This window comes from Devosia sp. LjRoot16, assembly GCF_964252795.1.
In the GTDB taxonomy this organism is placed as follows: Bacteria; Pseudomonadota; Alphaproteobacteria; order Rhizobiales; family Devosiaceae; genus Devosia_A.
The window spans coordinates 478,408-499,600 of sequence record NZ_CAXUPH020000001.1; the positions used below are offsets into that span (position 1 = coordinate 478,408).

26 protein-coding genes are annotated in these 21,193 nt (G+C 65.9%); 8 read left to right on the forward strand and 18 right to left on the reverse strand.

The features are described from left to right. Positions 1 to 150 precede the first annotated feature (150 nt). Positions 151 to 612, reverse strand: a complete 462-nt coding sequence (locus ACSQ23_RS02320; protein ID WP_436089577.1) for a CoxG family protein — start codon at positions 610 to 612, stop codon at positions 151 to 153. A gap of 237 nt (positions 613 to 849) precedes the next feature. On the opposite strand from ACSQ23_RS02320, the gene ACSQ23_RS02325 reads away from it, so the two are divergent. The 3 genes from ACSQ23_RS02325 to ACSQ23_RS02335 all read left to right on the forward strand — a co-directional run bounded on the left by ACSQ23_RS02325 (position 850) and on the right by ACSQ23_RS02335 (position 4,708). Continuing rightward, a complete protein-coding gene (locus ACSQ23_RS02325; RefSeq protein WP_055877111.1) occupies positions 850 to 2,037 on the forward strand; it encodes a hypothetical protein in 1,188 nt (395 codons plus the stop codon). 24 nt (positions 2,038 to 2,061) lie between these two features. After that, positions 2,062 to 3,003: a DUF6384 family protein gene (locus ACSQ23_RS02330; protein ID WP_436089578.1), complete on the forward strand. Its 942-nt coding sequence runs from the start codon at positions 2,062 to 2,064 to the stop codon at positions 3,001 to 3,003. Between the two features lie 148 nt (positions 3,004 to 3,151). Next, positions 3,152 to 4,708, forward strand: coding sequence for a hypothetical protein (locus tag ACSQ23_RS02335; protein ID WP_055877108.1), 1,557 nt, complete (start codon positions 3,152 to 3,154; stop codon positions 4,706 to 4,708). Positions 4,709 to 4,970: 262 nt separating this feature from the next. Here ACSQ23_RS02335 and ACSQ23_RS02340 read toward each other — a convergent pair whose 3' ends face one another. From ACSQ23_RS02340 to ACSQ23_RS02350, 3 genes are read right to left on the reverse strand one after another with little or no spacing between them, the layout of a single operon-like run. Further along, complete coding sequence (locus ACSQ23_RS02340; protein ID WP_436089579.1) at positions 4,971 to 5,354, reverse strand: hypothetical protein; 384 nt, start codon at positions 5,352 to 5,354, stop codon at positions 4,971 to 4,973. Beyond that, positions 5,351 to 5,647 carry an autorepressor SdpR family transcription factor gene (locus tag ACSQ23_RS02345; protein WP_436089580.1) on the reverse strand — a complete coding sequence of 99 codons (297 nt, stop codon included), beginning with the start codon at positions 5,645 to 5,647 and terminating at the stop codon, positions 5,351 to 5,353. Before ACSQ23_RS02345 ends, ACSQ23_RS02340 begins: the two co-directional genes overlap by 4 nt. Before the next feature lie 45 nt (positions 5,648 to 5,692). Next, positions 5,693 to 6,370, reverse strand: a complete 678-nt coding sequence (locus ACSQ23_RS02350; protein ID WP_436089581.1) for a TetR/AcrR family transcriptional regulator — start codon at positions 6,368 to 6,370, stop codon at positions 5,693 to 5,695. 189 nt (positions 6,371 to 6,559) lie between these two features. Here ACSQ23_RS02350 and ACSQ23_RS02355 point away from each other — a divergent pair, with 189 nt between their 5' ends. Beyond that, complete coding sequence (locus ACSQ23_RS02355; protein ID WP_055998908.1) at positions 6,560 to 7,042, forward strand: RidA family protein; 483 nt, start codon at positions 6,560 to 6,562, stop codon at positions 7,040 to 7,042. A gap of 24 nt (positions 7,043 to 7,066) precedes the next feature. Here ACSQ23_RS02355 and ACSQ23_RS02360 read toward each other — a convergent pair whose 3' ends face one another. Then, on the reverse strand, positions 7,067 to 8,047 hold the full coding sequence (locus ACSQ23_RS02360; protein ID WP_055998906.1) for a DMT family transporter: 981 nt from the start codon (positions 8,045 to 8,047) through the stop codon (positions 7,067 to 7,069). Positions 8,048 to 8,138: 91 nt separating this feature from the next. On the opposite strand from ACSQ23_RS02360, the gene ACSQ23_RS02365 reads away from it, so the two are divergent. Further along, entirely contained in the window at positions 8,139 to 8,624 is a 486-nt protein-coding gene (locus tag ACSQ23_RS02365; RefSeq protein WP_055998901.1) for an Lrp/AsnC family transcriptional regulator, read from the forward strand. Positions 8,625 to 8,655: 31 nt separating this feature from the next. Here ACSQ23_RS02365 and ACSQ23_RS02370 read toward each other — a convergent pair whose 3' ends face one another. From ACSQ23_RS02370 to ACSQ23_RS02380, 3 genes are read right to left on the reverse strand one after another with little or no spacing between them, the layout of a single operon-like run. Continuing rightward, positions 8,656 to 9,633 (reverse strand): aldo/keto reductase, encoded by a 978-nt coding sequence (locus ACSQ23_RS02370; protein ID WP_436089582.1) that lies wholly within the window; start codon positions 9,631 to 9,633, stop codon positions 8,656 to 8,658. A gap of 21 nt (positions 9,634 to 9,654) precedes the next feature. Then, positions 9,655 to 10,671: a zinc-dependent alcohol dehydrogenase family protein gene (locus ACSQ23_RS02375; RefSeq protein WP_055877085.1), complete on the reverse strand. Its 1,017-nt coding sequence runs from the start codon at positions 10,669 to 10,671 to the stop codon at positions 9,655 to 9,657. A gap of 32 nt (positions 10,672 to 10,703) precedes the next feature. Beyond that, positions 10,704 to 11,108 carry a (R)-mandelonitrile lyase gene (locus tag ACSQ23_RS02380; RefSeq protein ID WP_055998898.1) on the reverse strand — a complete coding sequence of 135 codons (405 nt, stop codon included), beginning with the start codon at positions 11,106 to 11,108 and terminating at the stop codon, positions 10,704 to 10,706. Between the two features lie 95 nt (positions 11,109 to 11,203). Between ACSQ23_RS02380 and ACSQ23_RS02385 the strand changes: the two genes are divergently transcribed. Beyond that, entirely contained in the window at positions 11,204 to 12,118 is a 915-nt protein-coding gene (locus tag ACSQ23_RS02385; RefSeq protein WP_436089583.1) for a LysR family transcriptional regulator, read from the forward strand. 22 nt (positions 12,119 to 12,140) lie between these two features. Here the strand turns inward: ACSQ23_RS02385 and ACSQ23_RS02390 are convergent, their stop codons facing one another. The 3 genes from ACSQ23_RS02390 to ACSQ23_RS02400 all read right to left on the reverse strand — a co-directional run bounded on the left by ACSQ23_RS02390 (position 12,141) and on the right by ACSQ23_RS02400 (position 13,721). Continuing rightward, on the reverse strand, positions 12,141 to 12,728 hold the full coding sequence (locus ACSQ23_RS02390; RefSeq protein WP_436089584.1) for a hypothetical protein: 588 nt from the start codon (positions 12,726 to 12,728) through the stop codon (positions 12,141 to 12,143). 160 nt (positions 12,729 to 12,888) lie between these two features. Then, complete coding sequence (locus tag ACSQ23_RS02395; protein WP_436089585.1) at positions 12,889 to 13,182, reverse strand: hypothetical protein; 294 nt, start codon at positions 13,180 to 13,182, stop codon at positions 12,889 to 12,891. A gap of 38 nt (positions 13,183 to 13,220) precedes the next feature. Continuing rightward, the gene (locus ACSQ23_RS02400) at positions 13,221 to 13,721 is read right to left on the reverse strand and encodes an alpha/beta hydrolase (RefSeq protein ID WP_436089586.1); all 501 of its coding nucleotides are present in this window, start codon (positions 13,719 to 13,721) and stop codon (positions 13,221 to 13,223) included. 161 nt (positions 13,722 to 13,882) lie between these two features. Here ACSQ23_RS02400 and ACSQ23_RS02405 point away from each other — a divergent pair, with 161 nt between their 5' ends. Then, positions 13,883 to 14,341, forward strand: a complete 459-nt coding sequence (locus ACSQ23_RS02405; RefSeq protein ID WP_436089587.1) for a MarR family winged helix-turn-helix transcriptional regulator — start codon at positions 13,883 to 13,885, stop codon at positions 14,339 to 14,341. 219 nt (positions 14,342 to 14,560) lie between these two features. Here the strand turns inward: ACSQ23_RS02405 and fabA are convergent, their stop codons facing one another. From fabA to ACSQ23_RS02420, 3 genes are all read right to left on the reverse strand, one after another. Continuing rightward, the gene (gene fabA, locus ACSQ23_RS02410; protein WP_055998889.1) at positions 14,561 to 15,097 is read right to left on the reverse strand and encodes a bifunctional 3-hydroxydecanoyl-ACP dehydratase/trans-2-decenoyl-ACP isomerase; all 537 of its coding nucleotides are present in this window, start codon (positions 15,095 to 15,097) and stop codon (positions 14,561 to 14,563) included. A 16-nt stretch (positions 15,098 to 15,113) separates the two neighbouring features. Beyond that, positions 15,114 to 15,701, reverse strand: coding sequence for an MBL fold metallo-hydrolase (locus tag ACSQ23_RS02415; RefSeq protein ID WP_436089588.1), 588 nt, complete (start codon positions 15,699 to 15,701; stop codon positions 15,114 to 15,116). A gap of 129 nt (positions 15,702 to 15,830) precedes the next feature. Next, positions 15,831 to 16,373, reverse strand: coding sequence for a dihydrofolate reductase family protein (locus ACSQ23_RS02420; protein ID WP_055998883.1), 543 nt, complete (start codon positions 16,371 to 16,373; stop codon positions 15,831 to 15,833). Between the two features lie 127 nt (positions 16,374 to 16,500). On the opposite strand from ACSQ23_RS02420, the gene ACSQ23_RS02425 reads away from it, so the two are divergent. Next, positions 16,501 to 16,983: a winged helix-turn-helix transcriptional regulator gene (locus tag ACSQ23_RS02425; protein ID WP_197421139.1), complete on the forward strand. Its 483-nt coding sequence runs from the start codon at positions 16,501 to 16,503 to the stop codon at positions 16,981 to 16,983. 3 nt (positions 16,984 to 16,986) lie between these two features. Here the strand turns inward: ACSQ23_RS02425 and ACSQ23_RS02430 are convergent, their stop codons facing one another. From ACSQ23_RS02430 to edd, 4 genes are all read right to left on the reverse strand, one after another. Next, complete coding sequence (locus ACSQ23_RS02430) at positions 16,987 to 17,895, reverse strand: transporter (protein WP_156387291.1); 909 nt, start codon at positions 17,893 to 17,895, stop codon at positions 16,987 to 16,989. A 181-nt stretch (positions 17,896 to 18,076) separates the two neighbouring features. Beyond that, positions 18,077 to 18,997 (reverse strand): endonuclease/exonuclease/phosphatase family protein, encoded by a 921-nt coding sequence (locus ACSQ23_RS02435; protein ID WP_436089589.1) that lies wholly within the window; start codon positions 18,995 to 18,997, stop codon positions 18,077 to 18,079. Positions 18,998 to 19,098: 101 nt separating this feature from the next. Next, positions 19,099 to 19,314, reverse strand: a complete 216-nt coding sequence (locus ACSQ23_RS02440; protein WP_055877769.1) for a hypothetical protein — start codon at positions 19,312 to 19,314, stop codon at positions 19,099 to 19,101. A gap of 36 nt (positions 19,315 to 19,350) precedes the next feature. Then, the gene (edd, locus tag ACSQ23_RS02445; protein ID WP_055877771.1) at positions 19,351 to 21,165 is read right to left on the reverse strand and encodes a phosphogluconate dehydratase; all 1,815 of its coding nucleotides are present in this window, start codon (positions 21,163 to 21,165) and stop codon (positions 19,351 to 19,353) included. Between the last annotated feature and the right edge of the window lie 28 nt (positions 21,166 to 21,193).

A 21,193-nucleotide genomic window follows, 5' to 3' on the forward strand; every position in this document is an offset into this window, starting at 1 on the left:
GCACATGCCGCCCTGACAGCCCGGCGCGTTGGGAGGAATACAATCCTGCAAACCGGCGCTCTGCAAGAGGGAGCTGCGCAAATTTTGACCAAGTGGGCAAAATCCGTGCGGGGAAGGTTTACGCGCGTGCGCGACGAGGTGATGACACCCTCACCCCGAGATCGGCTTCACCTCGACGCCCATGGCTTCGCCGAAGCGTTCGAAGAAGCCGTCGATGAGCTTCTGCGCGGAGTTGCCGATCAGCGACTTGCCCAGTTTCATGATGCCGCCATCGGCCCCGCCATTGGCAGTAAACACCAACTGGGTGTGCTCGCCGGCATCGGAAAGCACGATGTCGGCGGCCGCCTCGGCCTTGCCGAGCAGCCCACCGCGGCCCTTGCCGGCAAGCGTGTAGCTCTCGGCCGGCACAACGTTGCGCAGCTCCAGGTCGCCGGAAAACACCGGCTGCATCAGGCCGAGATTGACCTCGATCTCCAGCTCCAGCGTGGTCTCGCCGGTCCAGTCGATGCGACGGCAGCCGGGAATGATGGCTTTCAGCACCTGGGTGTCGTTGAGCGCCTGCCAGACCGCGAGCCGGGGCGCCGAAACGAGGTACCTGCCGCCGAATTCCATGCCGTCATTTCCTCGCCATTGTGCCGTCCGAAACCAAGCTAGTGCGCGGGATCGGGATGGACAACCGCGGCGGCGCTGCAACGGTTGTCGCAAACTTCTGCTGATGCCCTTTTCGTGAGGCTTTTAAGCACCATATCGCGCAAAACAGGCGCGGCCGATATAAGCAACATTGGCAACTGACGCCGAGAACGTGAATCATGTCACCCCAAGGTGACCGATAGAGGGAAACGCATCCAAATGGCCACTGAAGTGATGGAAAAGCCCCTGCAGTATCTCGACAAGGCGATGGGGGCGATCAAGCAGCTCGGCATTTGGCCCGAGCAGACGGGCGAGCAGCCGATTACCGGGCTGTTGAACGAGATCACCGGCCTCGACGAAAACAAGGTCATCCTGATCGGCCGCACGCTGACCCAGGCGAGCGCCTTCAACGAGGTGGTGCGCAGCCAGGTCGCGGCGATGAATGTCGGCGAGCGCTACGAAGACATCACCAACGGCTTCAACTCGATCCGCGACGACGCCAAGGGCATGGTCGACCAGCTCGACGACGGCAAGCTCGACCTGATGGAGCGGGTTTCCAACGTCTGGATGAAGGTCAGCCGCGGCGACATCGCCTCGCGCTTCGACAAGATCCGCAACATCTATCTCGATGTCTCAAAGGAGACCAAGAACCAGGTCGACCGCGAGCACACCATCCTCGAGGCCTATCGCGATTTCCGCGGCGCGCTGAAGCAGTCCGAAGTGATGGCGCTCGAACTGCTCGACGTCGCGACCAAGAAGCTCGACGACAAGAAGGTGATCCTGAAGGCGGCCGGCGACGCGCTCGCGGCCTTCACCGCCGGCACGCCGGCGGATCGCGCCAAGCTCGAGATGGATCGCGACGAGAAGCTGCGCGACCTGCAGAACGAGGAGCGCCGCTACCAGATCGCCAAGGACCTGAGCGACAACCTCACCATCTCCTACTCCACTTCCGAAGTGGTAATGGCGCGGCTGATGCAGACGACGCAGGCCAAGGAGCGCGTCTACCAGCAGGCGATTTCGTTCTTTTCGACCAACGAGACGGTGTTCACCGCGCTCAGTGCCTCGTTCACCGGGCTGTTCGGCCTGCATGAATCGACCGAGACGCTGAACGCCATGAAGGAAGGCATGTCCAAGAGCCTCGAGACGCTGTCGGAGATCGGCGACCGGGTGGGCGAAGCGGCGGTGCGGGCCGGGTACGGTCCGACCATCCGCGCCGACGCGGTCAAGAAGCTGGTCGACTCGGTGGTGACGTTCCAGGAAAAGTCGCGCGTCATCATCAACGAGATGCGCGATGCAGCGACCAAGAACTCGGCCGAGATCCGCGATGCGGTCGAAGACGGCAAGCGCCGTTTGGCGCAGCTGGCTGCCGATGGCAACGCGCTGATCCTCGAAGAAAAGAAGGCCTAATTTGGAGCGCGAACGGGCTCGACCATGAGCACGACGACGGCGACCGCCGAGAAGGCCCCGCTGGACGAGGTGATGCTGGCGATGGACGTGGTCGACACGCTCCGTCACCGGCAGGACCTGGTCGAACGCGAACTCGCGGGCGATGCCCGCGAGAAGCAGCTGATCGAAAAGCTGCGCGAGATCTATCAGCAGCAGGGCATCGAGGTGACCGACGCAGTGCTCATGGCGGGCGTGAAAGCGCTCGACGAGAGCCGCTTCGTTTACACGCCGCCCAAGCCGAGCCTTGGGGTCAGCCTCGCCAAGCTCTATGTCGGCCGCAAGAAATGGGGCCCGGCGGCACTGGCGATCGCGCTGATCCTGGTGGTTGGTCTGGGCGGCTATTTCTTCGCCTACCGGCCGTACCAACAGGCGCAGGTCGAAGGGGCGCGGGTCGAGCTCAGCGAGAAGCTGCCGGCCGAGATGGATGCGCTGTACCAGTCGATCTTCGAAGAGACCAAGGTGCAGCAGGCGGTGACCGAGGCCGAGCAGATACGGGGGCGCGGCAAGACCGCCGCGGCCGAAGGCAACCGCGCCGGCGCCGAGCAGGCAATCGCCTCGCTCACCGGGCTGCGCGACCAGATCCGGCAGGAATACCAGTTGAGGATCGTCAACCGCGAGGGGCAGAAAACCGGGTTCTGGACCTTCCCCGAGGTCAATACGGCGGCGACCAACTACTACGTGGTGGTCGAGGCGATCGGCGATGACGGCAAGCCGCTGACGCTGCCGGTCACCAACGAGGAAAACAGCGAGACCGAGAACGTCGCCATCTGGGGTGTGCGGGTGCCGGAAAGTACCTATCGCGCAGTGGAGAGCGACAAGAAGGATGACGGCATCCTGCAGCGCAATATCCTCGGGCTGAAGGAATACGGCTTCCTCGACGTCGACTACCTCATGCCCGTGCTGGGTGGAGCGGTGACACGGTGGTGAGAACCTGCACATCGACGCTACTGCGCCGGCTATCTGGCACGGAGACCCTGCGCTTCCGGTGCTCACGTATTGGCATACGCTCCGCTCCGGTTCTCGGGTGCTCCGCACCATCTGACTCGGCGCAGCGAGTCACTGTGCAGGTTCTGTCATGAGCCTTTCCGGACCCGAGGCCCTGCGCTCCCTCGACGAGGCGCTGCGCGACATCCGCCGCGAGGAGGACGAGATCGCCAAGCGCCTGGCGCGCTCGGCTGAACTCGTCACCAAGTTCAAGGAAACCGAGAGCGAGCTGCTGCGGCAGCTGGCCGAAGTACGGCTCGACCCGGCCTCGCAGGCGGCGCTGGCCGGCCGGTTGAGCCAGGCCGAGGTAAAGGCACGCGAGATGCTGAGCCGGCACGGCGCGGAGCTCAGCGCGGCGGAAGGCGAACTCAAGGGGCTCGACAAGCAGATCGCGGCGCTCGCCAAGGAACGGACCGAGCAGGCGGCAGCAGTCGACAAGGCGCAGGCCGAGCTGAAGGCGCTGGCCGACCGGGTAGCCGTGGAAGCGGTGAAGAACCCTGAATATGCGGAAAGGCGCAAGGCCGCCGAGCAGTTGGCGCACATCGCCGAAGAGAGCCTGCGCAAGACCCAGCAGGCCGAGGCGGACCGCGAGCAGAAGGGCAAGCCCTACCGCGACGACCAGCTGTTCATGTATCTGTGGGAGCGCGGCTTCGGGACCAAGAACTACCGCGAGAACAACCTGATCCAGTATTTCGACGGCCTGATCGCCGGGCTGGTCGGCTTCCCCGAGGCGCGGGCGAATTTCGCCATGCTGAACGAGATCCCGCTCAGGCTGCGTGAGCATGCCGACCGCCAGGAGCAGATCGCGATGGCGGCGCAGGAAGAAGTGACCAAGCTCGAAAAGGCGGCGGTGGACGCGGCCGGTGGGCGGCCGACGCGCGAGCTGCTGGAGAAGGCCGAGGCGCGGATCGCGGCGATCGACCAGGAGATGGTCGGGGCCGAGGACAAGCGCGACGAGCGCGCCCGGGCGCAGCGCGAACTGGCGCAGGGGAGCGACCCGGCGTTCAGCGCGGCGGTGAGCGGGCTGGCCGAAGCGCTGGGCCGCGAGGACATCCAGACGCTGCTCGCCGAAGCGCGGGCCACCGAGACCGGGCAGGACGACACCATCGTCAAGCAGATCGACGAATCCCGCCAGCGGGCCATCGAGGAAGACGGCGACAGCCGCGAGCAGAAAGCCCGGCTGAAGACGCTGGCAGCGCGGCGGCGCGAGCTCGAGGATATCCAGTACGAGTTCAAGAAGCAGAATTTCGATAACCCGCGCTCGACCTTCCGCGAGGACAAGCTGGTCGGCGATTTGCTCAACGATTTTCTGCGTGGCGGCATCACCGCGGCCGACTATTGGGGCCAGTGGCGGCGCAGCCAGAACTGGACCGGCGGGGTGCAGCCGCAACAGCAGCGGCAGGATTCGCCGTGGGGCGGCAATTCGGGCGGCGGCTTCAGCTGGCCGGATTCGAGCTTCGGCGGCGGCGCTTCGGGCGGCCGTCGCGACGGCGGTTTTGGCGGCGGTTGGGGGCGGCTCCCCGGCAGCGGCGGTGGCGGCTTTGGCGGCGGCGGTTCCAGTGGTGGTGGCGGCGGCTTCTCGCGCCCCCGTACCGGCTCCAGCGGCAACCGCACCAGCGGCGGCTTCAAGACGGGTGGCGGGTTCTAAGGCAGTTCGCGCCGGCGGGGAAGCGGTTCCCTTCGCAAATTGGGCACTGGCTGCGCCACACCGTCCCCTCGCCCCTCTGGGGAGAGGGTCAGGGTGAGGGGCAGCCAAGCGCACCGGGTAACCTGCGCATCACGACGCTGAGCCAAGATCGTATCCGGCGCGCTTGGCGCCCCTCACCCCAGCCCTCTCCCCAAAGGGGCGAGGGGGCGGTGTGGCACCGCCAGTGCAAGGTGGGGCGACCGCCAGAACGGCCCCGCCCCCCTCACGCGGCACTTCCGTCGTTTCCGAGCTTGGTCCTGAGGCCGATGCAGTAGCCAATCACCATGATCACGCCGGCGGCGAGGCCGCCGGTTCCGATGGTCATGGCCAGGGGGAGCGGGGCAAAGGCCCAGAAGCCGGCGTAGACGAGACCGCTCAGCGCCAGCACCCAGCCGGAGAACCTGGCGACTTGCCGCGCCAGTGCGCTGGGCGCGATCGCCTTGGGCGCCCGGTTGCCGTAATAGGCAATCACCAGTCCGTTCATCGCGACGACCCGCTTCGTCGTTTCCGGATCGATGTAGCCGTGCTCGCGCGCGAACCGTGCGGCCAGCGCCACGATTACGATGGCGGTTGCCCAGGCGAGGGCTACGAGGATTTCCTTCTTCATCGCACGGTCTCCAGCTTTGTCGGCGTTGCCTCGGTGCCGATGCCGAACGAATGCGCAAAACCCAGCAGCGCCTCTTCGAGCACCGACAGTTTCAGGTGATAGATAATGGACTTGCCAGCCTTTTCGGCATGCACCAGGTCGGCGTTCTTCAGCACGGCGAAATGCGCCGACATGGTGGGCTTGGAGACGTCGAAATGTCTGCTGAGCTCACCCGCACTCATCGGCCCCGCTTGCAGCAGTTGCAGCACCCGGCGGCGGGTCGGATCGGCAAGGGCTTTGAACACCAGACTCATGATTCGATGATTAGCTAATTATCGAATTGAAGTCAAGTCGCCCCCTCACCGCTTCGGGGTCAGCCCATCGAGCAACAGGTCGAGGCCTTTCTTGAAGGCGCCGTCCCAATCGCTGTCGAGCAGCAGACGGGAGCGGTCGATGCTGGGGTAGCGCTCGCCGAGCTCGGTGAGACGGCGTTGCGCCGCAGCGAGGTCATCGGGAGAGCGCTCGAAGCTGCCGCGCGTGATGGTGGCGCCCATCACGTAGTTCCACACCGACCAGATCGCGACGTTCAGGTCGGCATCGGCAACGCCGGCGCGCGACAGGGTCTGGCTCAGCAGTTCGAGGCGCCCCAGCATGCTCGGCCCGAGGGCGCGGCGCGGCAACAGCGCGGCCGACCAGGGATGGCGCAGCATGGCGGCGCGCCAATCCTCGAGCATGTGGACGACATTGGCGCGCCAGACATGGGCTTCAGCTTCAGGCGGGTGGTAGGCGAGGACGGCGTCTAACGCGAGGTCGAACACCTCCTCCTTGTTCCCCACATGCCAATAGAGGCTCATAGCGCCGGCGCCAAGCCGATCGGCCAGCCGGCGCATCGACAGGCCATCAACCCCCTGGGTATCAAGCAACTCCACGGCCGTGGCGATGATGCGCTCCAGCGAGAGCGGCGGCCCGCCCGAGGCGGTCGCTGCGCCGGTGCTGCGGGAGCGCCTCTGTGGGGCGCCACTGGGTTTGGCTGGCATGTGGTCCTCGCTGTCGGCGTCGATCTAGGCGAGCCCGACGACAAATGTCGACCCTGCCCGATTGACTCGTACATCGTACGATGTCAAACACTCGTACACTGTACGAGTACACGTACGGCGAAATCGATCAACGCTCAACCCCTGTCGGCCGCGACCCTGTCGCGGGTCCGCGGAGCTACGAGAAACACCATGTCACGCACACTCACCCAGCTGCTTATCGGAGGGCTATTCATCATGACCGCAGGCGCATCCACCGCAACGATGGCGGACGAAACCAGGCTCAGCATCGTCAATCCACCGAACCTGTTCGACCCCACCCCGAACGGCTACAGCACGGCGGTGATCGTGCCGGCGGGCGCGAGGATCGCCTATATCTCGGGACAGGGCGGGCAGGACAGCACCGGCGGTCTGTCCCCAGACTTTGCCGCGCAGGTGAAGCAGGCCTATGTCAATCTTGGTGCGGCGCTGGAGGGGATCGGGGCGACGCCGGACCAGGTGGCCAAGCTGACGATCTTCGTGGTCGACCACGACATGTCGAAGCTCGGCGTGCTGACCGAGACCGTCAAGGCGATGTTCGGCGAGACGCTGCCGGCGCAGACACTGGTGCCGGTGCCCAAGCTGGCGATCGATCCGATGCTGTTCGAGGTCGAAGCCATCGTTGTGCTGAAGTAGGACGACAGCAGAGGGCGGCGGGTCTCAGCCTGTCGCCCGCTGCTCGGCGTCTGCGTGCGTGGCCGGGGCGCCGTGACCGCGATGCGCCCGGAGACACGAGATCACGCCGGCGAGGACGAAGGCACCGGCGAGCAGTTCCAGCGGCTGCGGCCAGCGCTGCTCCCACAGAAAGCCGTAGAGCAGCGCGAACACCGTCTCGAACACGATCATCTGCCCAACCAGGGTGAGCGGCAGCAGCCGGCTCATCCGGTTCCACAACGCGTTGCCGCAGATCGACGCCAGGATGGCGACGCCGATGGAAACGCCGGCGAAGTGCAGCCACTCGGTCGGCGCGTGCTGCGGTTGGATCAGGGCGATGAGGGGCACCAGCAGCAAGGCCTGGGCGCCGGTGACGACCCCGGTGAGGAGACTCCAGTCGTGCGCCGACAGATGCGGCAGCCGGGCGAGGCAGCGGCTGTTGCCGACCGCGTAGGCGGTCCACGAGGCGAGCGCACCGAAGGCGCAGATGAGGCCAAGCAGCTCGGTACCGGCGGTGGTCGCGCCGATAGCCTGCCAGCCAATGGCGAGGGCACCAGCCGCGCAGAGCAGCAGCGAAGGCAGCAGCGCACGCAGCGGCACGGCACCGCGATCGCGGCTGCCGATAAGGGTGACGGTGACCGGCAGGAAGCCGACGACCAGCGAGGCCATGGCGACGCTGCCGAGCTGTACCGCTGAGGCGACGAGAATGTAGTAGAGCGTGTTGCCGGCCAGCGAGAGCCAGAACAGCGAGAGCCAGTCGCGGTGGGTGAGGACTTGGCGCAGCGCGCGCCAGCGCGGCAGGATCAGCAGGGCGGAAATGACGCCATAGGCGAGGTAGCGCCCGGCAGCGAGCTCGAGCGGACTGAAGCCGCGCACCAGTTCCGGAGCGAGGAACACCAGACCCCACAGCGCCCCGGCGCCGACGCCGAAGGCGAGGCCGAGAGAGGTCCGGTAGGCGCCCGACGGTGCTGCGGTGGTGGTGCTCATACTGGCCTCGCAAGAATTGCGCGAGGGATATCATCAGGCAGCCGAGCGTTGCGCTCTTGATTGCGCCCCCAAATGCAACAAAAACTCACCCATGACCCAAGCCAAAGTTCCGGCCCGCAAGCTCGACAGTTTCGATCGCGCCATCCTCAGGATCATCCAGCGCGACAACAAGACCCCGCAGCGCAGCATTGCCGAGGCGGTGAACCTCTCCGCGGCGGCGGTGCAGCGCCGGATCGCGGCGATGGAAGCGGCGGGGGTGATCGAGAAGAACGTCGCAGTGCTCGATACAGGCGCTGTGGCAATGGGAATCACGGCGATCGTCGAAGTGCACCTCGGCAACGAGCGGCTGCAGACGGTGGATACGGCGAAGACGTTGTTCCGCGACGCGCCGGAAGTGCAGCAGTGCTACTACGTCACCGGCGGCACCAGTTTCGTCCTGATCATCGTCGTGCCCGACATGGTGAGCTACGAGGCGACGACGCGGCGGCTGTTCGCACAGAACGAGGCGGTGGCGAGCTTTCGCACCCTGGTGGCGCTGGATCGGGTGAAGACCGGGGCGGAGATCATCGTTCCGTAGTCCGGTCCCCGACGAAAGGCGGCGGGAACGGTCAGAGCCCGGTGGCGCGCTCCTGCTGCTCGTTATAGCGGGCGCCATGCACTTCGATGGCAGCAGCGGCAGCGTCGATCTCGGCGAGCGTCGCCGGCGGCAGCTCGAGCGATGCGGCAGCGATGTTCTCCTCCAGCCGCGGCAGCTTGGTGGTGCCGGGGATCGGGACGATCCAGGGGCGCTGGGCCAGCAGCCAGGCGAGCGCCACCTGCGCCGGCGTGGCGCCGAGCCCAACCCCGATGCGCGCCATGAGATCGACCATGGCCTGGTTGGCGGCCCGGGCCTCGGGGGTGAAGCGCGGGATGGTGTTACGGATGTCGTGGGCTTCGAAGGTCGTGGCCTCAGTGATCTTGCCGGCGAGGAAGCCTTTGCCGAGCGGGCTATAGGCGACGAGGCCGATATCGAGCTCCTCGAGCAGGTCGAGCACCGGTGGGCGCTGGAACCACAGCGAGTATTCATTCTGCAGCGCCGTGACCGGCTGCACCGCATGGGCGCGGCGGATGGTCTCGAGCCCCGCTTCGGACATGCCGAAATGCCTGACCTTGCCCTCGGCGATGAGGTCGCGGACGGTGCCGGCGACATCCTCGATCGGCACGTTCGGGTCGACGCGGTGCTGGTAGTAGAGATCGATGCTGTCGAGGCGCAGCCGCTGTAGCGAACCCTCCAGCGCCTGCCGGATGTGGTCGGGCCGGCTGTTGACGCCGGTCGACTTGCCGTCCTGGTACTGGAAGCCGAACTTGGTGGCGATCACCACCTGGTCGCGCACCGGCGCCAGCGCCTCGCCGACGATCTCCTCGTTGTCGAAGGGGCCGTAGACCTCGGCGGTGTCGAAGAAAGTGAGGCCGCGATCGACGGCCGCGCGGATCAGCGCGATCGAGGCGGATTTCTCCGGGAACGGGGCATAGGACTGGCTCATCCCCATGCAGCCGAGGCCGATGGCCGAGACTTCAAGCCCCTGCCCGAGTTTGCGCTTCTGCATCTTGATCTCCTTCGAATGAGGTTACGGACGGAGCAGCGTCTTGATGGCGCGGCGCTCGTCCATGGCGCGATAGCCCTGAGCGGCATCGCGGAGCGGTAGTTCAAGGTCGAACACTCTTCCGGGGTTGATCCTGCGGGTGAGGATCAGCTCCATCAGCTGCGGCAGGAAGCGGCGCACCGGGGCCGGTCCGCCAATCATGCCGCGCTGCGCGAAGAACAGCGACTGGCCGTCGAAGGTCACGCCGTGCGGGACGCCGACATAACCGATCATCGAGCCCGGGCGGGCGCAGTCGATGGCCGTCTGCATCGATTGCTGCGTGCCGACGCATTCCAGTACGGCGTCGGCGCCAATGCGCTGGGTGAGCTCGCGGACCCGCGCCACGCCGGCTTCGCCGCGCTCGGCGACGATATCGGTGGCGCCGTAGTCGAGCGCCAGATCCTGCCGCGACCTGTGTCGGCTCATGGCGATGATGCGGTCGGCGCCGAGTTGTTTTGCCGCCAGCACCCCCATCAGCCCTACCGCCCCATCGCCGACGACGACCACGGTCGAGCCGGCCTGCACGCGGGCGGCATCAGCCGCATACCAGCCGGTGCCGAGCACGTCGGAGGCGGCGAGGAGGCTCGGGATCAGGTCGTCGGGGGGCATCTCGGCAGTGGCGATCAGCGTACCATCGGCGAGCGGCACGCGCGCCAACTCGGCCTGGCCGCCGGTCATGAACTCGCGCTGTTCGCAGGAGGACTGGAAGCCATGCCGGCAGTGCGGGCAGGTATTGTCGGAGAGGACGAACGAGCCGACGACGAACTGGCCCGGCCGCACGGTCCTCACCTCGCTGCCGACCTCGACCACCACGCCGCAATATTCATGGCCCATGGCCATGGGCGAAGTAACCTCGTTGGCGCCGCGGAACGGCCAGAGGTCGGAGCCACAGATGCAGGTGGCCGAGAGGCGGATGATCGCATCGGTGGGTTTGAGGATTTTCGGTTCGTCGCGCTGTTCAACGCGGACATCGCCCGGAGCGTGGAGGATGGTGGCGAGCATGATCGGGGTCCTTCGGAAATCGGGGGCCAGGGCTACCGCGTCGTCGCCGCGTACTGGGCTTCGGTGACGGGCTCGAGCCAGTCGACGACTTTGCCGTTCGCCACCTCCTGGGTGGCGAGATGGGTCATGGCGGTTTGCGGGGCGGCACCATGCCAATGCTTCTCGCCGGGGGCGAAACAGACGACATCGCCGGGGCGGATGTCTTCGACCGGGCCGCCCCAGCGCTGCACCCGACCGGCGCCGTGCGTGACCACCAGGGTCTGGCCGAGCGGATGGGTGTGCCAGTTGGTGCGGGCGCCGGGCTCGAAGGTGACGCTGGCGCCCTGTACGCGATCGGGCGCGGCCGGATTGAACAGCGGATCGATCCGGACCGTTCCGGTGAACCAGTCGGTCGGTCCCTTGCCCGAGGGCCGGCTGCCGGCGCGATAGATCTCCATGGCAGTGCACTCCTTGCTGACGGGCCAATGTAGCCAGCGGCCCGACCGTCGATTAGGATGAATAATCTCCATGAAGTTGTGAGCACGGCTCAGCAATGGCGCGCAGCCCAATCGATGACATGCAGGCCTTTCTCGCCGTGGCGCGGGAGCAGAGCTTTACCCGGGCGGCGGCGAAACTGGGAGTGACGCCGTCGGCGCTCAGCCATTCGGTGAAGGGGCTGGAAGCGCGGCTGGGTCTGCGGCTGTTGTCGCGGACGACGCGCAGTGTGTCGCCGACCGAGGCGGGGCAGCGGCTGGTAAACTCGGTCGGGCCGCATTTCGAACAGATCGAAGCGGAGATCGCGGCGCTCAGCGAGCTGCGCGACCGGCCGGCCGGCACCATCCGGGTCTCGTGCGGCGACTCGGTGGTGGCGTCGGTGTTCCGACCGATGCTGAGGACCTTCCTTCGGCAGTACCCCGACATCACGGTGGAACTGGCGATCCAGAACGGCTTTGTCGATATCGTCGAGCAGCGGCTCGATGCCGGGGTGCGACTGGGCGAGGCGCTGTCCAAGGACATGATCGCGGTGCGGATCGGTCCGGACTGGCGGTTCAGCGTGGTGGCGACGCCTGAATATTTCGAGCGGCGCCCGCCACCATTGACGCCGCACGAGCTCACCAGGCACCAGTGCATCAACCTCAGGCTGACCAGTGCCGGCAGCCTCTATGCCTGGGAGTTCAGGAAGGACGGCCGCGAGCTCAACGTGCGGGTGGAAGGACAGTTGATCTTCAACTCCATCCTGCCAGTGCTGGACGCGGCGCTCGACGGGCATGGGCTCGGCAACGTGCCGGAGTTCATGGCGCGCAGGTACATCGAGAGTGGTGAGCTGGTCGAGGTGCTGGCCGACTGGTCACCGCTCTGGCAGGGCTTTCATCTGTATTACCCCAACCGCCGCCAGCCTTCGCCGGCCTTCACCGCCTTCGTCGAGGCGCTGCGCTATCGAGGCCAGATGTCTGAAACGCCCGGCTGAACTGCTCACGCGCAGTAACGCTCTACCCCGAATGGCCGGTACAAGGCGGGACATCCTTGATCGGGGCGCTGGCGAGGACGCTCGAGAGCGGCTGGTTGCTGAGCAGCGGGGCGAGACCGGGGACACCAGGCAGCGCGATGAGGGCGGAGATGGTGGTTTTGGCCGGATCGATCGGCTCGGTGCGGCAGAGTTTTGGGCTCAGCGAGATGGACAGCGCATTGTTGCCGGCCGGCAGGGTTTTGGCCCAGGCCTGGGCTTCGCGGATCGCCTGCTTGTCGGGGTCGGAGAAGCCGAACAGGTAATAGTTCCGCTCGCCGGTGGGTGGCGGGAGCGTGCCGGCGAGATCACCGGCATCGGCCGCGACCAGCGTCGCCTTGATGTGGCGCTCGCCGCTCGATGGCGTGGTGATGTCGAAGCCGATGGTGGAGGCGCCCTGCACCGGCTCGAGCGAGGGGGGCAGGTCGAAGGCCAGCAGCAGGTTCGCGACATCGTCGTTGAGGTAGTCGAGGCCGCGAAGCTTGGTGGCGGTGCCGAGGGGAATCGAGGAACAGGCCGCGAGGGCGGCGAGCGCCAGAGCGGCAGCTGCGATACGGGTGGTCCGGCGGATCAACTTTCCCTCCCCTGCCCCCAGGGCGATACCTCGTCCGTGGGGCGTAGTTCGATGGGTACGAGATTCCCGGGCTTGGGGGAATGGGCGAGGTGTGGCGAGTGCCGCTCTGTCGGTGATCCTCCCCCGCGTGGCGGGGGAGGATAAGGGAGCCACCGAACACTCAGTGGATCGAGGGAGCCGCGGTGACTTCGTTGGCCCAGTCGAGGGCGTAGTGGGCGACTTCTTCCCAGCCCTTCTCGCCGGCGAGGAAGTGCGAGCGATCGGCGAACTGGTGGAAATCGGTGCGGGCCGGGGACTTCTTCTGGATGTTGAAGATCGCCTTGGCGAGATATGGAGTGACGGTGCGGTCGTGTTCGGCCGAGATCACCAAGAGGGGTTGCTTCCGCGCCTTCACCTTCACCGCGGTGCCGAGCATGCCGGCGGCCTGGTAGAAGATGTTGGTCGGGGTGGGCACGACGTAATCGTCATAGGCGATCTGCTGGTCGGCGGCAGTCAGAGTGTTGGCGAAGTTCTTGGCAAAGCCCTCGCGGGTAATCGTCTGGCTATTGCCTGGCCGGCGAAGATCGGCGGCAGGGCGGCGAGCAGCGAGACCGGGCCGGGCAACGCACCGGCAATCGGACCGGGATCCATGGCGATACCGGCGATGCCGTAGCCGCGATCGAGCAGCAGCTGGGTGATGAGGCCGCCCATCGAGTGGCCGATGATGACCGGCTGTTCGTCGAGGCCGTCGATGATCGACGCATAGTGATCGACGATCTTCTTGAAGGTCAGCCCGCCCAGCCGCTTGTCGGGGTGGGCGCGAAGCTCGGCCGGGTTGCCTTCGAGGTAGGGCCAGGCCGGAGCCAGGGTCTTGTAGCCGGCGGCTTCGAACACCGAGCGCAGCTTGTCCCAGCTCGAGGTGTGCATCCAGGCGCCGGTGATGAACAGGGCAGTCTTGCTCTTTGCGGCATTGGCGGCGGCAAAGGCGGCTGAGGTTTCGAGGTTCGCGGTCATTTCAATCTCCCGTTTGAAAGTCGGTCGCGTCATTGCGATGACGATTAAATCGCACGCGATTGAATTTCGGACAACGCATGATCCTGCATGGCTGCCATGCATTGATCGCTTGCGATTAGATCGGATACGCTCTATATAGGAGGCACGACTGGAGACATCCGATGGACAAGAAAGAGATCGCCGAGCAGTTGAAGCTCGATCTGCTGCTGTGCTTCTCAGCCTATTCGCTGAGCCACGCCTTCAGCCGGTTCTACCGGCCGATGCTGGACAAGCTCGGCCTCACCTACCCGCAATTCGTGGTGATGATGGTGCTGTGGGAAAACGGCAAGATCACGATGAAGGCACTCACCGACCTGGTGATGCTGGAATCGAACACGCTGACGCCGCTGCTCAAGAAGCTCGAGGCGGCGGGACTGGTGAAGCGCACCCGCAACAAGGACGACGAGCGCGTGCTCGATATCGAGATCACCGAGGCCGGGCTCGCCCTCAAGGCCGACGGCCAAATGGCCGCGGTGGAACTGGCGCTGGCCAGCGGTGAGGATATCGACGGGGTGATGGAGATGCAGCAGCGCATGGCCAGGATGCGCGACAGCGTGCGGGCGAAGCTCGAGGCGACTTAGGGTTCGCGGGCTCGTCAGGTGTGGCTGACGACGATGGAATCAACGTGTGCCGGTGCGTGTGCCCCACCCCTCCCCGTAAGGGAGGGAGACCAAGACACTGGCATCGAGGCTGTCGCCCCCTTGCGGGGAGGGGACCTAAGGGCTGGTTGGCGCCTGTCCGCCTACCCTGCCTCTGAGACGGCAGCGAGACAATGCCGGGGACCAGAACCGCCGCCGTGGCTATTCGGACGTGGTGCCGCCGATCAGGGTGACGCGCATGTCCCTCGCGACATAGACGCAAGACTCGTCGGCATAGACGCTGCCATCGGCGACACCGATCGGCAGCCTTCCGCGCCGAACCTGGCGGATGCTGACCTCGTAACGGACGAGGCGCGTCTCAGGGGTGATCTGGCCGCGGAACTTCATCTCGCCGACACCGACCGCTCGGCCCTTGCCCGGCAGCCCCGACCAGCCCAGCCAGAAACCGATGATCTGCCACATGGCGTCGAGCCCGAGGCACCCGGGCATCACCGGATCACCGGGAAAGTGGCAGGCGAAGAACCAGAGCTCGGGGGTGATCGCCAGCTCACCAATGACGTGACCTTTGCCGTAGGCGCCACCATCGTGGCTGATGGCGGTGATGCGGTCCATCATCAGCATCGGCGGCGCCGGCAATTGGGCATTGCCGGGACCGAAATAGCCGCCGGCGGACGAGCGGAGCAGTTCGCTGCGGTCGTAGGCGGGCTGCGGGCGGTGAAAGTCGAGCGGCGTCGGCATGATGGATCTCTCGCGGTCAGCTGGCCGGGCGCAGCGCCGCGGCCATGAAGCTCCAGATCGCTTCGGTGAGCGCGTCTGGGGTGGGCCGATCCTCCCGCGTCAGGGCGCCGAGCATCGCCTGCCGGATGCCGCCGCTCATCAAGGCGATGGTCAACGCGGGGTCGAGGTCCGGCCGAACGATGCCATCGTGCTGCGCCGCCCGGATCATGGCTTCGCCGCCCGTGAGGGTCTGGTTGGTGTTCCAGCCAATATGGTCGACATCGAGATGGGTGCAGACCACCGCATCGACGCCGTCGCGCGACCAGCCCGCCTCGCTCAGTTGCGCGAGGAACGGTGTCGACAGGGCCTCGCCGCCGGTGAACTCGCGCGGCCGATCGTTGCCGACGCAGGTATCGACCACCAGCCGCAGCCCGGGCGCCTCGACCAGCAGCGCATGCACGCTGAGGTTGAGGGTGCTGTCGTCAGCGCTGACGAAGTGCGGATAAAGCCAGGGCAGCCGGCGCAGCGCCTCAGGTGTAGCGCCGGCCATGAACGAGGCCGGGATCGGCAGATCCATTTCGACAATGCGAGTGATCTTCACCCGCCCGACCTGCCAGCTCAGCATAGCGCTCGCGCTCCCTTGCGCAGGGTTTGCCCAACGGCTGCTTCGGCGACCGCCGATCCGGCTACGGCGGCCTTCATCGCGGCTCTGTTCCGCATTGCAGTTCTCCGTCCGGCCAGGTCTGCCTGCCGTTCAGGCGGGGACGTAGACGAGCCGCATCGTATCGCCGATCTGTTCGCTGGATTGGAGGCGGAGCGGCGGCCGGGGGCCGTGGAAGAATGGCTTGCCGCGGCCAAGCACAAAGGGCCGGAGGTAGAGCTGGTATTCATCGATGAGGCCAAGCGCGCTCAAGCCTCCCGCCAGCTCCGGGCCGGCGACGTCGATAACGCCCTCCTGCTCGGCCTTCAGCGCCTTGATGGACGCTTCGAGATCGCCGCTCAGCAGCGTGGCGTTCGGTCCGACCGATTTCAGGGTGCGCGAGACGACCCATTTCGGCTTCGCCCGCCAGGCTGTGGCGAAGGCGAGACCGGCCTCGCCCTCTTCAGCTTCCTCCTCGTCCCAGTAGCGCATGATCTCGTACATGCGCCGGCCGAGGAGGCTGCCGGAGAAGCCGCTGAGCTGGGAGCTGAAATGGAGGTGGAGCGCGTCGTCGGGCATCGGCAGGCCGGGCTGGCCCTCGGCGCCGGCGACATAGCCATCGAGGGACTGCATCATTCCAAATATGAGCTTGGCCATGCGTGGCTCCTGTCGGGCGGCGGCGATCCGAAGGGGTCGCGTTCATTTGCGCCGATCCCTGTGCTAACAGTCGGGCTCGGCGGGAAACCACCTCTATTTTGCAACCAGTTTTTGCGGATGGATTTCGATGAGCTACCGACGCGCAGGGTGCCCGATCAACAATACGCTCGAAACTTTTGGCGATCGCTGGAGCCTGATCATCCTGCGCGACTCGATGTTCGGTGGCCGGCCGCGCAGCTTCCGCTCCTACCTGACGGAGAGCATCGAGGGGATCGCCTCCAACATCCTCACCGACCGGCTGAAGCGGCTCACCGCCAATGGGCTGCTGACCCGCAGCCGGGACCCCAGCCACAAGCAGCGCGTGGTCTATTCGCTGACCGAGAAGGCGATCGAACTGGTGCCGCTGATGGCGGTGATGGGCAGTTGGGGGCTGCGCCACACCCTGCCCGCAGCGGACCTGGCGACCGGCGCACAGGTGCTCGAGGATGGCGGCCCGCAGCTCTGGGAAGAGTTCATGGACGAGTTGCGGCACATCCACCTGGGCGCGCCGCAGCCGGCCGTGTCGGCTTTCGCCAAGATGGAGGCGGCCTACGCGGCCGCCGCCGAGTAGGCGTCAGAACAGATAGGCAGCGGTGATCTCGAGGGCGTGCCCCGAGAGGTCCGGGTCACTGGAATAAACAGTGTGGCGATAGGTCATGCGGGTCGCGACATTCGGGCTGAGCACCAGGCCGAGGGTGGCGCCGAGCGCCAGCGTCTCCACCCCGTCGCCCTTCGCGACGCCATCCCACGAGGTCTCGCCGCCGGTCTCGTAGTAGGCATCGACAGCGGCCCAGATGCTGTTGCCGAAATTGCGGGTGATATGGCCTTCGAGGCCGAAGATCGGAGCCTGGCTCACCACGTTGGCGGGGACATCAACGAAGGGATCCTCGTTGTCGCCGAAGATCACCACTACTGGCCGGATTTCGAAGGTGGTCAGCTCCGGATCGATCATATTGTCGCCCAGCGCATAGCTGATGGGAAGGCTGGCCTGGAAGGTCCAGCGATTTTGTCCGAGGTTCACCATCCGGTTGGCATCATAATCGCCGGTGGGCAGGAACAGCTTACCCTCGACCATGGCCTGGAAGCCCGGCTTGTGCATGGCGTAGTCCATGGGGGCGAGGGCCGGCATCCCCACCAGTCCCACACCCGCGCCGAGCACCAGATCGCCTTGGGCGATGCCCGTGTCGACGGTGGGGAGCAACGAGTCGAACGTCATGCCGCCGACCGGCAGTCCGATCAGCACGAAGCCGACATCGCCCATGATGTCGAAGGTCTTGCGATAGGTCGGGGTCAGCACCCCCACGTCCAGCGTGGTGTCCCCAAGTCCGAGGAGGGTGTTCTCGACATGGAGCAGATTAAGCGCCAGGCTGATATCGCTCGCCCCGCCCGGACGCAGGTGATAGGCCCTCGCCCCATCCCAGGCGAGCGCGCCCGAGACCATCGAAGCCGACGCCAACGCGGCAATGGCAATTCTTGCAAGCACGCTTCCCTCCTGTCGATCAGTTGCCAGGGCAACCGTCACAGCCGGGCAAATCAGCACCGGCCCCCTTTTGCGACAGTGCACGCGCCTTAAAATAGGAACAAGAATTTTCTGGGCGCTGCCGATCACATCGGCAGCAAGCGTGGCACAGTATCCACAACCCGGTTATGGGCCCGACTCCGTATCAGATCACCAGATTGACCCGAACCGGATAGTGATCTGATCCCACATCGCCGAGCGTCCGGTAACTGCCGGCGGTCATTCCCCTCGTCAGCACCTGGTCGATCTGGATGGCCATCCATGGCCTCGCCGTCGGCCAGGAGTAGGCGAGCCCCGAGTTCGCCGGCCATTGCATGGGCTGGCGAAGCAACGGCTCGATGTTGTTCGACCACAGCGTGGTGTTCAGGTCGCCGGCGATGATCACCGGATGCGTCTCGGCGCCAACCGCTGCCGCTAAGGCCTCGATGTAATCGCGATTGTCGGCGGTCAGCCTCGCATTGGCAGGCGGCATCGGGTGCGCGACATAGACCACCATATCGCCGAAATCGGCCCGCAGCAGCGGCAATTGCCGGCGGCCAGCGTAGAGGAGCGTCGCCGAGAACGGGCGTTTGGCGTAGAGGGCCACGCCAAAGACGCCGAGCGTCGTCGGCGCGAAGCTGTGGGGATACTGATCCTTCAGCTCGTCCAGCGACGCCACCCATTCCGGCGTCGTCTCGACGGCGGCAAAGATGTCGCTCTGCTGTTCGCGCACCAGCGCGACGACGCGGTCATACTGGGTGTTGTCGCAAAGCACGTTGGCGACGACGAGGCTGAGGGGCCGACCCGGCGCGGTCTCGGGCAGGACCGAGCGATCAATCAGCCGCGTGGCGATCGGCACGACTGTCGCCGCCACGACGATGCCGGCAAAGCCGACCAATCGCAGGTCTTTGAGTGCCGCTGCTGCGCTCAAACCGACAAGGGCCGCGACCGCGAGCTGCAGTCGAAATGGCGCGATCATGTCTCCGGGCCAGGGGCCGAGCAGCGGGACGAGGGACACGCCAAGGAGCGCCAGCAACGCCAAAGCAGCGGCGATCCGCAGCGCCGTCACGGCCAGTTTCGAAGCCACAGCCAATCTCCCCCGCCGCGCGCCCGCAGGCAAGACGCCGATTGCGTCAGCATCAAGGTGCGGGGGCTATGCCGCGCGGATCAACGGCGCAGTGCGACGCGCTAGCTGCTTGCCAGAGCCAGAACAAACAATCCGGCAGAACCAAACATCACGATCAATAAGAGCGAGAGGCGAATTGTGTGCTTGAGCGGCGCCCCAAACAGGGCCCAGGCGATCATCACGATGATCGAGATCGCCAAAAACGCGATACTGGCAAGCGTGACGAACTGGGTCGCTGCTATATGGCCGCCCATCGCCGCGGCCTCTCCTGGATCCATGAAGCAACACCCTCCTACTGAGAGGCTTGCGGCTTGCTAGCCGAACACACTCGCGCCGCGGTCGGCGGTGCCGACCAGGGCGCGGAAGCCGGCGAAGAGCTCGCGGCCCATGCCGTAGTGCTCGCGGCGGAGATCCTCGGTCGCCGGGGTGCGGGAGAAGAATTCCTTCTCGTCGCCGATGAAGGTCAGCGTGCCCTCGTTGGCGTCGAGCCGGATCAGGTCGCCGTCGCGGATCTTGGCGATGGCGCCGCCGTCGCTGGCTTCCGGGGTCATGTGGATGGCGGCGGGAATCTTGCCCGAGGCGCCCGACATGCGGCCGTCGGTGACCAGTGCAACCTTGTGGCCGCGATCCTGCAGGATGCCGAGCTGCGGGGTGAGCTTGTGCAGCTCGGGCATGCCGACCGATTTCGGGCCCTGGAAGCGGACCACGGCGATGACGTCGCCGGTGAGCTCGCCGGCCTTGAAGGCGGCGAGCATCCCTTCCTGGGTGTGAAAGACCCGCGCCCGGGCTTCGACGACGCGGTTCTCGGGCTTCACCGCCGAGACCTTGATCACCGACTTACCGAGATTGCCCGACAGCACCTTGAGGCCGCCATTGGCGGAAAAGGCGTCCTTCACCGGCGCCAGCACTTTGGGGTTGCCGGAAACGGCCGGCGAGGGCGTAAAGCTGAGCTTATCTTCCATGAGCTTGGCTTCGACCGTGTAGCCGGAGAGGCCGGCGCCCCAGACGGTCTTGACGTCTTCGTGGAGGTACCCCGCTTCGAGCAGCTCGCGGATCATGAAGCCCATGCCGCCGGCGGCGTGGAAATGGTTCACGTCGGCGATGCCGTTGGGATAGACGCGAGCCAGCAGCGGCACGCCGCCGGACAAATCCGACATATCTTCCCAGGTGACCTTGAGGCCGGCCGCGGCAGCGATGGCGACGAGGTGCATGGTGTGGTTGGTGGAACCACCGGTCGCCAGCAGCCCGACCAGCCCGTTGACGATGGCCTTCTCGTCGACGATGTGGCCGATCGGGGTGTAGTCATTGCCCTCGGCGGTGAGCGACAGGGCGCGCTTGGCCGCCTCGCGGGTCAGCGCTTCGCGCAACGGCGTGTTGGGGTTGACGAAGCTGGCGCCCGGCAGATGCAGGCCCATGATCTCCATCAGCATCTGGTTGGAGTTGGCCGTGCCGTAGAAGGTGCAGGTGCCGGGCGAGTGGTAGGACTTGGCCTCCGACTCCAGCAGTTCGGCGCGGCCGACCTTGCCCTCGGCATAGAGCTGGCGGACCTTGGCCTTTTCGTCGTTGGAGATGCCGGTGGGCATCGGGCCGGCGGGGACGAACACTGCGGGCAGGTGCCCGAAGGTCAACGCGCCGATCATCAGGCCAGGGACGATCTTGTCGCAGATGCCGAGATAGACCGCGGCATCGAACATGTTGTGGCTGAGCGCGATGGCCGTTGCCATGGCGATGACGTCGCGGCTGAACAGCGAAAGGTCCATCCCCGGCTGGCCCTGGGTGACGCCGTCGCACATGGCCGGCACGCCGCCCGCCACCTGCGCCGTGGCGCCGATCTGGCGGGCCGCATCCTTGATGATCTCGGGATAGGTCTCGTAAGGCTGATGGGCGCTCAGCATATCGTTGTACGAGGTGACGATGCCGAGGTTCAGCGCCTTGGAGCCGGCGAGCTTGGCCTTGTCGGACGGAGAGCAGGCGGCAAAGCCATGCGCCAGGTTACCGCAAGCGAGCGCGGCGCGATGCACGCCCGCTACCCGCGCTCCTTCGATGCGATCGAGATACTCGCGACGTGAACCGGCGCTCCGCGCCGCGATGCGGTCGGTGACTTCCTGAACGATCTTGACGACGGACATTTCATGCTCCTTGGGGGAGCGCCTGAAC

Coding starts and splice junctions, on each gene's coding strand:
- ACSQ23_RS02320 (WP_436089577.1), bottom strand. CDS start 612: ATGGAATTCGGCGGCAGGTACCTCGTTTCGGCGCCCCGGCTCGCGGTC.
- ACSQ23_RS02325 (WP_055877111.1), top strand. CDS start 850: ATGGCCACTGAAGTGATGGAAAAGCCCCTGCAGTATCTCGACAAGGCG.
- ACSQ23_RS02330 (WP_436089578.1), top strand. CDS start 2,062: ATGAGCACGACGACGGCGACCGCCGAGAAGGCCCCGCTGGACGAGGTG.
- ACSQ23_RS02335 (WP_055877108.1), top strand. CDS start 3,152: ATGAGCCTTTCCGGACCCGAGGCCCTGCGCTCCCTCGACGAGGCGCTG.
- ACSQ23_RS02340 (WP_436089579.1), bottom strand. CDS start 5,354: ATGAAGAAGGAAATCCTCGTAGCCCTCGCCTGGGCAACCGCCATCGTA.
- ACSQ23_RS02345 (WP_436089580.1), bottom strand. CDS start 5,647: ATGAGTCTGGTGTTCAAAGCCCTTGCCGATCCGACCCGCCGCCGGGTG.
- ACSQ23_RS02350 (WP_436089581.1), bottom strand. CDS start 6,370: ATGCCAGCCAAACCCAGTGGCGCCCCACAGAGGCGCTCCCGCAGCACC.
- ACSQ23_RS02355 (WP_055998908.1), top strand. CDS start 6,560: ATGTCACGCACACTCACCCAGCTGCTTATCGGAGGGCTATTCATCATG.
- ACSQ23_RS02360 (WP_055998906.1), bottom strand. CDS start 8,047: ATGAGCACCACCACCGCAGCACCGTCGGGCGCCTACCGGACCTCTCTC.
- ACSQ23_RS02365 (WP_055998901.1), top strand. CDS start 8,139: ATGACCCAAGCCAAAGTTCCGGCCCGCAAGCTCGACAGTTTCGATCGC.
- ACSQ23_RS02370 (WP_436089582.1), bottom strand. CDS start 9,633: ATGCAGAAGCGCAAACTCGGGCAGGGGCTTGAAGTCTCGGCCATCGGC.
- ACSQ23_RS02375 (WP_055877085.1), bottom strand. CDS start 10,671: ATGCTCGCCACCATCCTCCACGCTCCGGGCGATGTCCGCGTTGAACAG.
- ACSQ23_RS02380 (WP_055998898.1), bottom strand. CDS start 11,108: ATGGAGATCTATCGCGCCGGCAGCCGGCCCTCGGGCAAGGGACCGACC.
- ACSQ23_RS02385 (WP_436089583.1), top strand. CDS start 11,204: ATGGCGCGCAGCCCAATCGATGACATGCAGGCCTTTCTCGCCGTGGCG.
- ACSQ23_RS02400 (WP_436089586.1), bottom strand. CDS start 13,721: ATGACCGCGAACCTCGAAACCTCAGCCGCCTTTGCCGCCGCCAATGCC.
- ACSQ23_RS02405 (WP_436089587.1), top strand. CDS start 13,883: ATGGACAAGAAAGAGATCGCCGAGCAGTTGAAGCTCGATCTGCTGCTG.
- fabA (WP_055998889.1), bottom strand. CDS start 15,097: ATGCCGACGCCGCTCGACTTTCACCGCCCGCAGCCCGCCTACGACCGC.
- ACSQ23_RS02415 (WP_436089588.1), bottom strand. CDS start 15,701: ATGCTGAGCTGGCAGGTCGGGCGGGTGAAGATCACTCGCATTGTCGAA.
- ACSQ23_RS02420 (WP_055998883.1), bottom strand. CDS start 16,373: ATGGCCAAGCTCATATTTGGAATGATGCAGTCCCTCGATGGCTATGTC.
- ACSQ23_RS02425 (WP_197421139.1), top strand. CDS start 16,501: ATGAGCTACCGACGCGCAGGGTGCCCGATCAACAATACGCTCGAAACT.
- ACSQ23_RS02440 (WP_055877769.1), bottom strand. CDS start 19,314: ATGGATCCAGGAGAGGCCGCGGCGATGGGCGGCCATATAGCAGCGACC.
- edd (WP_055877771.1), bottom strand. CDS start 21,165: ATGTCCGTCGTCAAGATCGTTCAGGAAGTCACCGACCGCATCGCGGCG.